The following is a 13,243-nucleotide window of genomic DNA, read 5'->3' on the forward strand; positions in this document are numbered from 1 at the left end:
AGCGCGGAAGGTGGAACTGTCGCGAGTCGGACACGGTCGACCGGGCCGATCTCGCAGCATGGGAGAGCGGCGTAGTCGAAGAAGCTGCTCACGCCGCTTCCACATTAGAGCACTTTGTGAACTCCGCTTGCAAGCCGATATTGGTGCATCAAGTTCACCAGATAGTGCGCGCCGAACCGGACGGATGCGGCGAGGGCTCCAGCGGTTCGGCCGATATGCTGAGCCACGTGGTCCCCGGTACGAGCCTCAAGGACAGGTACCGGCTGGGCCGGTTTCCGTTGGCTCACAAGGGCATGGGTGAGGTCTGGCCCGGCCAGGACACCTTGCTCGACCGTGCCGTCATCGTGAAGTTCGTCAACGCCGCCAGGCCGGACGTGGACCTGGTGCGCCGCTTCCGACGGGAGGCACTGCTGACCGCACGGCTCGACCACCCCGGCGTACCCGCCATCTACGACCTCGGCGAGCATGCCGGCCAGCCGTACGTCGTCCTCCAGAAGATCGACGGAATCACGCTCACCGACCTGATCGGCGAACAGGGGCCGCTCCCGCCGGGGTGGGCCGCCGCCATCGGGGCGCAGGTCTGCGCCGTCCTGCTCGCCGCACGGCAGATCGGCCTGGTGCACCGGGACATCAAGCCGAGCAACGTCATGCTGGACACGAGCGGCGCGGTGAAGGTGCTCGACTTCGGCCTGGCGGTCGTACGGGACGACGACCGCTACTCCAGGATCACCCTGACCGGGCACGCTCTCGGCACGGTGGGCTACATGGCGCCGGAGCAGGTCCTCGGGGAGCCCACCGACCACCGCACCGACCTGTACGGCCTGGGGGCCACGCTCTTCGACCTGCTCACCGGCTCTCCGCCCTTCGACGAGGTGACCACCACGACCACGCTGCGGCGTCAGATCGACGGTCCTCCGCCGCGCCCCACCCAGCTACGACCCGGCATCCCCGACGAACTCGACGACCTGGTGCACACGCTGTTGGCGATCGATCCCCGAGACCGGCCCGCCACCGCCGCCGACGTCTACGCGGTGCTGGCACCGTTCTGCCACGACCTGCCGCCGATTCCCGGCGTGCTCACCGACACCGCCGGGGCGGTACGGGCCTACGCCGCGATCGTGGGACGGGTACCCCCGCACACCCGCCCCACCGCGACGGACACCGCCGAGCCGACCCCTCTCGACGTGAGACTGGCCGCCAAGCAGGCGGAACAGCTGCACGCCGCAGGCGAGTACCGGGCTGCCGCACGGCAGTGGCGGCACCTGGCCGCCCAGCACGCACGGCAGCACGGCGACGACGACCCGCTGGTGTTCGACTTCCGGCTCGGGGTCGCTCGCGCCCACCGCGCGCTCGGCGAACACAGCCGGGCGTCGCGACTGTTCCAGGAACTCCTGGAGGACCGGGCTCGGGCGGAGGGGCCGGAGCATCCGGCGGTGCTGCGCCTGCGCCAGGAAATCGCGCGCCTCAGCGAGGAGTCCTCACCCCCAGCTCCGCGTCAGCCCTCCTGACCGACACCGAGCGCGGATCACTGAACAGCCGAGGCAGCAACACCGCCTTCTGCTCCGGGAAGCGGTCACCGCCACAGCGGAAGATCCGCGCGCAGTTCTGACCACGCGTCTCGGTCGCCAGGGCCCGCCGGGCCAGCGGCGAGTACATGGTGGCGTGTTTCAACCACGCCGCCTCCTCGCCGTGCCGGTCGAAGCCACGACCGGTGGCCGCGTGTCCGAACACGTCGTGGACCGCCCGGAACATGTCGTTCTCCCCGTCGCCGAGGAACGGGTGCGGGTTGCCACTGGCCGCGCTGGCCCACACCTTCAGCCGACGCCGCCGTACGTCGTCGACCATCGACGCGACGTCCGGGTACGGGTCGACGTCGACGACCCGCACCTCGACGCCCAGGCCACCGAACTCCGCCCGGCCCACCATGAAGTGGTACTGCCGGACCGTCTCCCGGCAGAAGGCGGCGTAGGCGGGATAGGCCCGGTCGTCCCGGATCGGCGCCGCCAGGTAGGCGTCCGCGATGGCCGCACCGACGACGGGATCAAGGCGCACTCGCGCGTACGCCTGGGGTGTGGTGATGTCCGTCGAGCCGTACCGCGCGGTGCCGTGGCGAACGTACGCCACCGGTGGGAAGCGCGGGGACAGCGTGTTCGGCAGTCCAGATACGAGCAAAGGTGTTCATGGTCCTCCTTCAGACGTCGGTACGGGTCGGTCCGGTCAGTGAACTTCCGCGTTCGTCCACCTGTCCTGCGGCGGCGCAGCCTCGCCCGGCGTGGCGGCCTGCTCCCGCCGCAGCAGTTCGCCGAGCACCCTGATCTCGGAGACTCGACGGTCCTGGTGGACCTTTCCGATCTTTCCGATGGTCGTACTACGTCCACGACGCGGCATTTGCGCCTCCAAAGGCATGGTTGGCCGGAACACCAAGGAACATAGACGCTGTGAACCGTATACACAAGCTGTTGGGTCATGCTAGCGTTCACGAGTGACAGATGAGCCGATCATGGCCCCGAACGAGGCCACCCTGACCGCAAGTGGCATCGCGCGACTGGCCAGCGTCGGCAGGGCCGCGGTCAGCAACTGGCGCCGCCGGTACGCCGACTTCCCAGCACCCGTGGGCGGCACGCCGACGAGTCCGTCGTTCGACGCGCGGGAAGTCGAGCACTGGCTGCGCCGCCACGGCCGGCTGCACCACGCCGGCACCGAACAATGGGCCTGGCGACACATCGAGAGCTACCAGCCCGCGACGCAGATCAGCGACATCCTCGGGGTCGCCGGCGCGCTACTGCTCGTCCGCGCCGACCAGACCACGACCACCGACACCGACCTGCCCACGCCGAGGCAGCTCGTCAATCACCTGCACGTCCTCGATCCCGGACTGGCCGAGCTCATCGGTGGCGTCCTTCCGGGACAGTGGACCGCGCAGCTCACCACGCTGCTTCGCACAGTCGACCAACTCGGGGCGGAACAGGGCCCCGAAGCCGCCTTCGAGCACCTGCACAACCAGTACGTGTCCTCAGCCCACTCACTGTCCGGCCTCGCCGGCACACCGGACGTCGTCGCCGACGTGATGCTGACCCTCGCCGGCTCCGGAGCCCGCACCTTCGACTTCACCAGCGGTACCGGGTCGCTCCTGCGAATGGCCGCCGACCGGGCCCTGCGGAACGGCACGCCCACCCGGTGCTATGCGCAGGAGATCAACCGGCAGTACGCGGTGATCACCCTGCTGCGGCTGTGGTTCGTGCACCTGCGTGCCCGGCACACCGGGCACGACGTGGAGCCGCCCGTCGTACGAATCGGCGACAGCCTGCTCGGAGACGCCCTACCCGACCTGCAGGCCGACGTCGTCGTGGCGAACTTTCCGTTCGGAATTCACGACTGGGGTCACGACCGTCTCGCGTACGACCCCCGCTGGACGTACGGGCTTCCCCCGCGTACCGAACCCGAACTTGCCTGGGTGCAACACGCGCTGGCGCATCTCTCCCCCGGCGGCACCGTCGTCGTCCTCATGCCCCCGGCTGCCGCGGCGCGCCCCGCAGGCCGCCGGGTTCGCGCAGAACTGATCCGCCGCGGCGCACTACGCGCGATCATCGCGCTCCCCGCCGGCCTGATGCCGCCAGCCGGCATCGGACTGCACGTCTGGGTCCTCACCCCGTCTGATCCGCACCAGCCACACGCTGCCGACCTGCTCGTGGTCGACACCACCACGGAATCCGCCACCCGGCCCCTCGCCGAAATCGTCGGCACCGCATGGCGTGCCCACCAGTCCGACGACCGCGCGGAACTGCCCGGCGTCCACCGCACCGTTCCCGCCATCGAACTGCTCGACGACCAGGTCGACCTGACACCGCAACGCCACCTACCGCAGGCCAGCGAACTCGTCGCCACACCGGCACAGATCATCGCCAGAATGAACGAGTTCGACCGGCTCCTCGACGACATGCGGCGCATCCTGCCCGCAGTACGCGAGACATCGGCAGCGCCGCTACGCGAGGCTCCCCAAGCCGACCTCGCCGACCTGATTCGATCCGGCAGCATCACCGTCCAGCGCACCGCCATCCGCAGCCGGACAACCGGTGTCACCTCCAGCGTCGCCGTACTGACCGCTGCCGACGTCCTAGCTGGCAGCCCGGCCACCGGTTCGGCGGCCCGCAGCGCAAACGACGACCCGGGGCCGCAGGTAGCTGCGGGCGACATCCTCGTTCCCGTCATCGGCCGGAAGATCAGTGCTCGGGTTGCCACCCCGGCGCAGATCGGAGCCACACTCGGGCCCAGCGTCCAGTTGATCCGCGTCGACACCGACCGCTTCGATCCGTGGTTCGTCGCCGGTGTCATGTCGCGCCCGGACAACGCGCGGATCGCCGGCCGCGCCTCCAGCACCGCCAACGGGGCACTACGCATCGACATCCGGCGTCTCGCCATCCCCGTGGTGCCACTCGACCAACAGCAGGCATACGGCAGGGCGTTCCGCCAGCTCGTGGAGTTCCGCGCCGCTCTGGACCAGGCGGCAGCGGCCGGAGCTGCCCTGGCCAGCGAGATCGGCGACGGCCTGACCACGGGCGCCCTCGGCCTGGCCCCACCATCAGTACCCGCCGCCCGAGCCCGGTGAGTTCAGCCTGCGGAAGGATCCGTCTCGACGATTCCGGCAAACGCCTCGGATGCCTTCTTCCAGCCGTGGACCTGATGGGCCCGGCTTGTTGACCTCGTCATCCACCATCCCCAGACGCCGCAGGTCCAAGATGGTCGCCTCCCTCGGGAAGCGCCCGAGCCGGACGTCCCGACCGGCTCGATCGACGCGCAGGGTCAGACTCAGCCCCCGTTGCTGCCTCGCCTCGCCCCGAACGGGTGCAGGCAGGCGAACCCCGCCGCAGCTACGACGATGACACCGCTGGCGAGCGCGCCCGGCCTATCAGCGGTACAGGAACCGGGATACGCGGCGGCCCACCCTCAACCTGACAACTAACATCGGGTGCGCTGTGTTCGACGTGAGCCCGTCACCTTGCCCCGGTGGAGCGTCATGCCAACCAAAGTGAAGAAAATTGGCCTAGTTGATCTTTAGCGCACCAGGTCAGGACGCCTGTTCCCCGCGCACGCGGGGGTGATCCGCAGGTTCCAGCCGAGCCCCGCCTTACCGGCCCCTGTTCCCCGCGCACGCGGGGGTGATCCTCGGGTTGCCAGGGTGCCGGCGCCGGGTGTCCACTGTTCCCCGCGCACGCGGGGGTGATCCCTACGTGTCCCCCGCGCCCGGAACCAGCCTCGCCTGTTCCCCGCGCACGCGGGGGTGATCCCGGCTGCTGGTGTGGCTGGACCGGACCCGTGACCTGTTCCCCGCGCACGCGGGGGTGATCCGATGCGCGCCTTCATCAAGGCGTGGTGGGACGCCTGTTCCCCGCGCACGCGGGGGTGATCCCGCGACGACGCATCCCGCAGAACCTGCGAAAGCCTGTTCCCCGCGCACGCGGGGGTGATCCGTGGCCGAATACCAACTGAGGGGCCTGGTCCACCTGTTCCCCGCGCACGCGGGGGTGATCCGCCGAGACGTCGCTGACGGTCCACAGGCGTTCGCTGTTCCCCGCGCACGCGGGGGTGATCCTTCGAGGGCGACCTTGCCGTCCGGGCCGGCGATCTGTTCCCCGCGCACGCGGGGGTGATCCCACCACCGGCGCCAACTCGCGGACCACCGGGGCCTGTTCCCCGCGCACGCGGGGGTGATCCACGACCCAAGGCCGTCAGTTCCCCCGGCGGTTCCTGTTCCCCGCGCACGCGGGGGTGATCCCCACGGCAGCCCAGCCGCGTCCGTCACGCATGACTGTTCCCCGCGCACGCGGGGGTGATCCGACGTCGAAGACGACCTCATCGGTCCGCACCGGCTGTTCCCCGCGCACGCGGGGGTGATCCGAATGGCCGCGCGTTCGCGGCGAGCTGGCCGATCTGTTCCCCGCGCACGCGGGGGTGATCCCTGGTCCGACATGATCGTGGCGACCGGGCAGACCTGTTCCCCGCGCACGCGGGGGTGATCCGTCGGTGCTGGGGTTCCAACTGCTCCAGGCGGTCTGTTCCCCGCGCACGCGGGGGTGATCCCCGGCGCGGCTACCTGCGGACCACGGACGGAATCTGTTCCCCGCGCACGCGGGGGTGATCCCGGCAATACCCGGCAGCGGACCCTCGCGGCGGTCTGTTCCCCGCGCACGCGGGGGTGATCCCCGAGCAGGTACCCGCCATGCGGGTTGTCGAGGCTGTTCCCCGCGCACGCGGGGGTGATCCGGTCTGCGCGGCGTCCATGACTCCCACGATCCCCTGTTCCCCGCGCACGCGGGGGTGATCCCTTGCCGACCGCGACACCCTCCATGATGTCGGCCTGTTCCCCGCGCACGCGGGGGTGATCCGTTGGTGAGGGCGGCGGGCGTTGACGGGTCAGTCTGTTCCCCGCGCACGCGGGGGTGATCCGCGCACCAAGCGCGCCTACAGCGAGATGCTCAGCTGTTCCCCGCGCACGCGGGGGTGATCCCTGCTGACCGGCGGCATGCTCCCGGCGGTGGGCCTGTTCCCCGCGCACGCGGGGGTGATCCGGCCAAGCGTGAGGCGGACCGGATCACCTTCGCCTGTTCCCCGCGCACGCGGGGGTGATCCGTAGGTGGTGGACTTGCTGATGTGGCGTGGCACCTGTTCCCCGCGCACGCGGGGGTGATCCCGGCTCGGACCGCTGGACGATCAACGCGATGACCTGTTCCCCGCGCACGCGGGGGTGATCCTGCTCCCCTCCGGTGGCTGGCCGACCTGCGCCCCTGTTCCCCGCGCACGCGGGGGTGATCCCTTGTAGCCCCCGAATTTGTCGATCACCGCCAGCTGTTCCCCGCGCACGCGGGGGTGATCCTGAAAGGACTCCTGACGTGCAGAGAAAGGAACTCTGTTCCCCGCGCACGCGGGGGTGATCCCACGAAGTCGGACCTTAGAGGTCGCGCGGAATGGTTGTTGATCATCGGCGGCGGGCGGGTCGGTTGTTCCACCGGTAGAGGGTCCATGCACGCCGGATGAGGCTGCGGACGGTGATGATCGCGTCGGCGAGGTCGAAGAAGGCGTCGATGACCTTCTCTGTTCGTTCGTAGCAGCGTTGCAGCCGGTTGAACGCGTTGTGCCAGCTGTTCGTCCGTTCGACGTGCCACCGTTGGCTCGCCTGGATGGGCGCCTTGTCGCCCTTGTGGGCGATCTCACCGGTCAGGCCGCGCTCGGCCAGCAGGGCGCGGGTGACCTGGGAGTCGTATCCGGCGTCGAGGTGCACCGTGATGGCCTGGGGTAGTGGGCCGAGGTCGTCGAGGTGGTCGAGGGTGGGGCCGAGCAGGGGTGAGTCGTGTCGGTTCGCGGCGGCCAGGACCCGGCCGAGGGGGATGCCGTAGCCGTCGACCATCAACGAGCGTTTCATGCCCTGCTTGCCCCGGTCGACCGGTGAGCGTCCGGCGGCCTCGCCGCCGCCGGGAGCCTTGGTGATGCAGCCGTCCACGGCGATGTCGTCGAGGACCAGGCCGACGAGCCGGTCGTAGGCGTCCAGGGCGATCTGTTTGAGCTGGGCGAACACCCCAAGCTCTATCCACTCGTCACGGCGGCCGCGGATCGTGGTGGCCGAACAGGTGGCATCGGCGATCGCCTCGTAGGCGCAGCCGAACCGCAACACCTGGACCAGCTTGTCGAACACGATGCGGTCATCGATCCGCTTGCGGTGACAGCCCAGCGGATGTGTCGGTTGGTAGGTCGGCCGATCGGGGAGCAGCGCGGCGAACTGGACCCACAACGGCTCGATCAGCCATGCTGGGATGGCAGGCACAGAACCTCCCGTGATCACGGAGCGTCAGCAACTTCATGATCACCAGTTCTGTGCCTGCATCCGTTCAGGCGCGCCGATCAACCCACCATTCCGCGCGACCTCTTATGCGGGTCCTGGGGTCCTGTTTCCCGCGCACGCGGGGGTGATCCCCCTCCAGCGACGGCCGTGGGCCATCACGTCCCCTGTTCCCCGCGCACGCGGGGGTGATCCGACGATCCGGCGTTGGAAGAACGGCGAGGTGTCCTGTTCCCCGCGCACGCGGGGGTGATCCTCGTCTCGATCGTCCGTCGATTGCTTTCCGAGCCTGTTCCCCGCGCACGCGGGGGTGATCCTTCGGGTCCGCGCTCGCCGACGACGGCGAGGCCCTGTTCCCCGCGCACGCGGGGGTGATCCCATCCACAAGCAGCTGCCCGACATCGTGGGCGACTGTTCCCCGCGCACGCGGGGGTGATCCTGGTGGGCGTGGTGGCGCAGCCCCGCAGGCCCTCTGTTCCCCGCGCACGCGGGGTTGATCCGCGACACGCCGAGCTACAGGCCGAGGCCGAGGCCTGTTCCCCGCGCACGCGGGGGTGATCCCGTTCCAGGCATAACGTCACGTGACAGAACCGCCTGTTTCCCGCGCACGCGGGGGTGATCCCAGGTCGACGTCGGCATGGTCGGCCACGTGCTCCTGTTCCCCGCGCACGCGGGAGTGATCCCGTGAAGGGGGTGATGTCGGTCAGCGTCCCCTTCTGTTCCCCGCGCACGCGGGGGTGATCCCCTGGCGCAGACGTCCATCCTCGCGGCGACCGCCTGTTCCCCGCGCACGCGGGGGTGATCCCTCACTCACCGGGGCCGCAGTCTTCGCGGTCGCCTGTTCCCCGCGCACGCGGGGGTGATCCCAACGACATGCCGACGCTGGCGGCCAGCTCGAACTGTTCCCCGCGCACGCGGGGGTGATCCCGAGGTCACCTTCACCCGACCTGACGGGTCAACCTGTTCCCCGCGCACCGGGGGTGATCCGGAGAGCAGCGTGAAGGTCAGGGTGCAGTGCCCCTGTTCCCCGCGCACGCGGGGGTGATCCGTAGCGCCACGCCATGATCACATGGCCCAGCCGCTGTTCCCCGCGCACGCGGGATTGATCCGGATCTGTGTGGGGAGCAGCAGGTCCGCCGGTACTGTTCCCCGCGCACGCGGGGTGATCCCGACGACATTGACGCCCTGGTCGACTTTGTCACCTGTTCCCCGCGCACGCGGGGATGATCCGGCGACGATCCGGGCCACCCTGCGCTATCTCGCCTGTTCCCCGCGCACGCGGAGGTGATCCAGATGGCGTCGGCCACGTCGTCGACGTCCCGGAGCTGTTCCCCGCGCACGCGGGGGTGATCCGGTTGCCGAGTATCAGGGGCGCGGCCTGGTCCACTGTTCCCCGCGCACGCGGGGTGATCCCCAAAGATCCACGGCTCTCGTACCTGCTCTCTCCTGTTCCCCGCGCACGCGGGGGTGATCCCTCGCCGAGGCGCTGCAACCTCACGCGTTCCGCCTGTTCCCCGCGCACGCGGGGGTGATCCCGGTCCGGTCGTCGCCGGGCAGGGGGCGGGGGGCTGTTCCCCGCGCACGCGGGGGTGATCCTTTGCGTCGTAGTGTCTTGCATCGTCCTGTCCCTGTTCCCACGTACGACCCGACCGAGTAGTGCCCTGCGTCAGCGGCAGATCGACGGCGGCGCGGGGGCAGCTGACGGCGGGGTATCAGGACGCCGTTTCAGCAGTTCGGGGCGCGCCAGAACTGGCTGGACTTGTTGCCGACGTGGACGTGGTCGTCGTGGTCGGGGTAACCCGGCCCCAGAATCTCCTTGAAACCGCAGTACCGGGCCATCCGCCACATCTCGCAGAGACTCGGCCCGCTCGACGTGCCCAGGTCGGCGGCCTTGCCGTACGTGTGCAGGCTGCCGGACGCCCCGCCGACCTTGCTGTTGCAGGAGATACTCCGGAATCCGGAGGAGATGACGATCGGCCGGTCACCGAGCTTGTGCCGCAATGCCTCCAGTTGCCACATGACCCGCAACAGGTTCTCCCGTACGGTGGCGGCGTCGACCGCACCACCGGAAAAGCCGGCTTGGCCACAACCACCGTCAAACTCGGAATACGCGAAGTGGCGTGGGGTGCAGTCGTCGTCCTGGATGGAGTAGATCAGGTTGAAGGTCGACGGGCCGGCGGTCTCCGACGTGTCCGCAAGGTCGTAGCCGGCCTTGAAGCGCTTGACGGCGGCGGCGGTGGCCGGGCCGAAGACGCCGTCGATCGCGAGGGTCTCGCCGTAGGCGACCCAGCCGGCGATGCGGATCTGGAGTTGTTTCACGTCGTTGCCGGTGGCTCCCCGACTGAGGGTGCGGGTCCAGGTGAAGCATTTCGTGGTCATGCCAACTCCCGTGGTGAGGCGACAGCCTTCGCTGCGCCGGCCCACGGATCCGCGAGAACGTGTCACGTTCGAATGCGACTCGCTTCCGGGAAACCGTGCCCCGGGCGAGAACGCGGGCGCGACCTCACATTCGGGTTCCGTGCCGACGCGTCTCCACGGTGCGCGGATTGCCCGGTCACGACCAATTCAGTTCGAACAATCGGCAGGCTGTGACATTTTGACGAACCGGTGACGAGCGGTGTGTCATTCTCGCGCCGAGCCCGCCCGCCCGGACCGTGGCGGCCCTGAATTCAATGTCGCCCGCCTGCTGTAGCTCGGTGCGCGCCTGGGCCGACGTCGGCCAGGCGGGGCAGGAGCAGTCGTACGAGTTGTACGATCCGTACGTGACCGAACCTGCGCGCGATCTCTCGATCTCCGATGCTCGTGATCACCTGGCCGATGTGGTGTCCCGCGCCGCGTACGCCGGTCGAATCACCTATGTCACCCGACGCGGCCAGCGGATGGCGGCCATCGTGCCGGTCGAGGTAGCGGAAGCGATCGAACGGGCGGAGGACGCCGAGGACGTGGCCGCCGCGCGGGAGGCACTGGCCCGCATCGACGCGGGCGACGAGCCGATCTCGTTGGCCGATCTGCGCGCCGAGTTGGGCCTGTGAGCGGTCCCGGACGGTACGAGGTCAAGCTCGATCGAGCGGCGGCAAAGCTGCTCCGCAAGCTTGACCCGTCGGTACAGGCACGGCTCGTCGTGGCGATCGCCGCGCTGAGCGTGGCCCCACGGCCCGAGGGTGCGATCAGCCTCGCCGGTCATGCCGGACTGCTGAGGGTCAGGGTCGGCGACTACCGGATCGTCTACACGGTCGACGACTCGGTGCTGCTGGTGCTCGTTGTTCACCTGGGCCACCCGCCGGGAGGTCTACCGGTTCTGACCGCCTCGCTGACCGGGCCGTGGACGAACCGGTGACGAGCGGTGTGTCATTCTCGCCGCCCACTCGACCGGCGGGCGAGCAGCATGGCCTGTGGTGAGCGCTCGTGGGGGCGGGGCTCGCGCCGCAGGCGGGCCTGGACCGACAGCCCGGCCCGCTCCAGCAGCTCGACCACCCGCTCCGGCATCAGGCGGCGGAAATCCAGTGCGATGTCCCGGCCGAAGGCGCTGCTCAGGTGCAGGATGTCCTCCCCCACCTGGAAGGCGACCAGCAGGTGACCGCCGGGTGCCAGCACCCGCCGGAACTCGGCGAACACCGTCGGCAGCACCTCCGGCGGGATGTGGATGATCGAGTAGTTCGCCACCAGGCCGCCGAGGACGCCGTCGGCGATCGGCAGCGCCGTCATCGAGCCGAGGTGGAACCGCAGGTCGGGGTGGTCGCGGCGGGCCACGGCCACCATTCCCGCCGACAGGTCGATGCCGAGGACGTCGAGGCCCAGCGTGTGCAGGTGCGCGGTCAGCTGCCCCGGACCGCAGCCCACGTCGGCGACCAGCCCGGAGCCGGCGGCCCGGACCAGCTCGGCGAAGGCGCCGTACATGCCCCGCTCCAGGGGCAGGTCGGCCCACTCGGCGCGGAAGTGCTCGGCGTAGTCGGCGGCGATCGTGTCGTACCCGGCGCGGGTGGTGGCCAGGAAGTCCGGGACGGGTGCGTCGTCGGGCACCGGCGCGGTCAGTCCCACCAGAACACCCACATGTTCGCACCGATGATCTCGTCGGCGTAGTCGGCGAGCGTGCCGCTGCCCTGCCAGACGTTGTCGGGGCAGAAGGCGAAGTGCTCGGCGGCGACCCGCAGCGCGTGCTCGGTCGTGGTCGGTGGGGCGGCGACGCTGAGGCGCAGGGTGTCGAACCCGACGCCGATCACCCGGGCCCCGAAGCGGTCCTCCCAGCTCCGGACGACCGACGCGATCTTCCCCGAGTCGCCGGTGATGTTCATCGGGCCGGTCCAGCCGATCGACGCCAGCGTGTCCGCGCCCCGGGCGGCCGGCACCAGGCCGAGCCGCGCCCGGCCGTCCGCGACGAACTCGGCGCACTCGTCGGCGAAATCGTCAGGTGGATCGGTCGACTCACCGGGGGCGGCCAGGCCGGGCCAGCGGGTGCCGAACGGCAGCGTGATCTCCTGCGCCTCCGGGTCGTCCTCGTCGGGCTGCCCGCCCGCCCACCCCTCGGCCAGCAGCTCCGCCGCGTCGTAGCGGTCCGGCGACGACATCCGCGCCGGGCTCACCTCACCGACGATCCACGGCCGGTCTTCCTGGCACGACAGGCCGCTCAGCAGCAGCGGCCACAGCCCGGTCTCGTGGTGCCGGGCCCGCAGTCGGGCCCAGGAGGTCAACTCGGCCGGGTCGTCACTCAGCCAGTACGGCGGCGGCCCGCCGTCCTCCGGCGTGACCGGCCGACCGGGCGGGAGCGTCCCCGCCGGCGAGGCGGCGAGCAGCCGGGGCAGCTCTGTGATCATGGTGGGAGCGTAGGCGACCCGTACGACAGGGCGTGCGGGGCAGGCGTCGGGGCACCGTGCGGTGACCAGAACCGGTGATCGGTCACGGTCACCGCACGCTTCAGCCTTGGGCGTCCCACCAGCGGCTCAGTCCGCGAATGCGGCGTTGATCGCGTAGCTGTCCTCGTACATGCGATAGGTCGTGATCTTGCCGTCCTCGACAACCATGTGCAGTGCGAAGTGGTTGTCGAAGACCTTCCCCGTGGCGAGAACCTCGAACGAGTTGTGCCCGATCACCACCGCGTTGTCCCCGTCGATGACCGTCGCCGTGACGTTGTACTCCTTGGCCGGCCCGAGGACCTGACCGAACGATGCGAAGAACGCCTCCAGCTCAGCCGGAGAGGAACGGCGCCCCGACCACGGGATGCGAGGGGACCCTTCGACCACGAAGTCGAGCTCGTCGGCGAAGAGGTCGATCAGGCCAGGTACATCACCAGCGGCGAAACGCGTGAAGAAGGACTCGACGACGGCAGCCGTGCTGGTTGACGTTGCACTGCTCATGCGGGTGGAACTCCATTTCTGTTGGATGTGGCCGGGTAGGCCATCGTGTGCGATCACCAGG

Annotated in this window: 11 protein-coding genes and 2 CRISPR repeat arrays; of the genes, 4 read left to right on the forward strand and 7 right to left on the reverse strand. The window is 69.8% G+C overall.

What is annotated here, in order from left to right; genetic code table 11:
- The first annotated feature begins 227 nt into the window (after positions 1-227).
- Positions 228-1,508, forward strand: coding sequence for a serine/threonine-protein kinase (locus GA0074694_RS01830; protein ID WP_245714507.1), 1,281 nt, complete (start codon positions 228-230; stop codon positions 1,506-1,508).
- Here GA0074694_RS01830 and GA0074694_RS01835 read toward each other — a convergent pair.
- Together GA0074694_RS01835 and GA0074694_RS31340 are read right to left on the reverse strand one after the other, a co-directional pair.
- On the reverse strand, positions 1,465-2,172 hold the full coding sequence (locus GA0074694_RS01835; protein ID WP_245714508.1) for a hypothetical protein: 708 nt from the start codon (positions 2,170-2,172) through the stop codon (positions 1,465-1,467). The genes GA0074694_RS01830 and GA0074694_RS01835 overlap by 44 nt on opposite strands.
- A gap of 45 nt (positions 2,173-2,217) precedes the next feature.
- Complete coding sequence (locus GA0074694_RS31340; RefSeq protein ID WP_176737749.1) at positions 2,218-2,388, reverse strand: hypothetical protein; 171 nt, start codon at positions 2,386-2,388, stop codon at positions 2,218-2,220.
- Positions 2,389-2,482: 94 nt separating this feature from the next.
- Here GA0074694_RS31340 and GA0074694_RS01840 point away from each other — a divergent pair, with 94 nt between their 5' ends.
- Positions 2,483-4,606 (forward strand): N-6 DNA methylase, encoded by a 2,124-nt coding sequence (locus GA0074694_RS01840; RefSeq protein WP_091451441.1) that lies wholly within the window; start codon positions 2,483-2,485, stop codon positions 4,604-4,606.
- A 468-nt stretch (positions 4,607-5,074) separates the two neighbouring features.
- A CRISPR array of direct repeats spans positions 5,075-6,933; the repeat unit is 28 nt; unit sequence CTGTTCCCCGCGCACGCGGGGGTGATCC.
- A gap of 40 nt (positions 6,934-6,973) precedes the next feature.
- Here GA0074694_RS01840 and GA0074694_RS01845 read toward each other — a convergent pair.
- The gene (locus GA0074694_RS01845) at positions 6,974-7,816 is read right to left on the reverse strand and encodes an IS5 family transposase (protein ID WP_091451445.1); all 843 of its coding nucleotides are present in this window, start codon (positions 7,814-7,816) and stop codon (positions 6,974-6,976) included.
- Between the two features lie 121 nt (positions 7,817-7,937).
- Positions 7,938-8,759: a CRISPR direct-repeat array (repeat unit 28 nt; unit sequence CTGTTCCCCGCGCACGCGGGGGTGATCC).
- Positions 8,760-9,556: 797 nt separating this feature from the next.
- On the reverse strand, positions 9,557-10,210 hold the full coding sequence (locus GA0074694_RS01850; RefSeq protein WP_091451449.1) for a M15 family metallopeptidase: 654 nt from the start codon (positions 10,208-10,210) through the stop codon (positions 9,557-9,559).
- Between the two features lie 317 nt (positions 10,211-10,527).
- On the opposite strand from GA0074694_RS01850, the gene GA0074694_RS01855 reads away from it, so the two are divergent.
- Both GA0074694_RS01855 and GA0074694_RS01860 read left to right on the forward strand, forming a co-directional pair.
- Positions 10,528-10,863, forward strand: a complete 336-nt coding sequence (locus GA0074694_RS01855) for a type II toxin-antitoxin system prevent-host-death family antitoxin (protein WP_245714509.1) — start codon at positions 10,528-10,530, stop codon at positions 10,861-10,863.
- Positions 10,860-11,168, forward strand: a complete 309-nt coding sequence (locus GA0074694_RS01860; protein ID WP_091451456.1) for a type II toxin-antitoxin system RelE family toxin — start codon at positions 10,860-10,862, stop codon at positions 11,166-11,168. Before GA0074694_RS01855 ends, GA0074694_RS01860 begins: the two co-directional genes overlap by 4 nt.
- 11 nt (positions 11,169-11,179) lie before the next feature.
- Here the strand turns inward: GA0074694_RS01860 and GA0074694_RS01865 are convergent, their stop codons facing one another.
- The 3 genes from GA0074694_RS01865 to GA0074694_RS01875 form a co-directional block, all read right to left on the reverse strand.
- On the reverse strand, positions 11,180-11,869 hold the full coding sequence (locus tag GA0074694_RS01865) for a class I SAM-dependent methyltransferase (protein WP_245714510.1): 690 nt from the start codon (positions 11,867-11,869) through the stop codon (positions 11,180-11,182).
- A complete protein-coding gene (locus GA0074694_RS01870) occupies positions 11,860-12,642 on the reverse strand; it encodes a DUF4253 domain-containing protein (protein ID WP_091451459.1) in 783 nt (260 codons plus the stop codon). The genes GA0074694_RS01865 and GA0074694_RS01870 overlap by 10 nt, the downstream gene beginning before the upstream one ends.
- 126 nt (positions 12,643-12,768) lie before the next feature.
- A complete protein-coding gene (locus tag GA0074694_RS01875) occupies positions 12,769-13,182 on the reverse strand; it encodes a nuclear transport factor 2 family protein (protein WP_091451462.1) in 414 nt (137 codons plus the stop codon).
- Between the last annotated feature and the right edge of the window lie 61 nt (positions 13,183-13,243).

Source organism: Micromonospora inyonensis (genome assembly GCF_900091415.1).
In the GTDB taxonomy this organism is placed as follows: domain Bacteria; phylum Actinomycetota; class Actinomycetes; order Mycobacteriales; family Micromonosporaceae; genus Micromonospora; species Micromonospora inyonensis.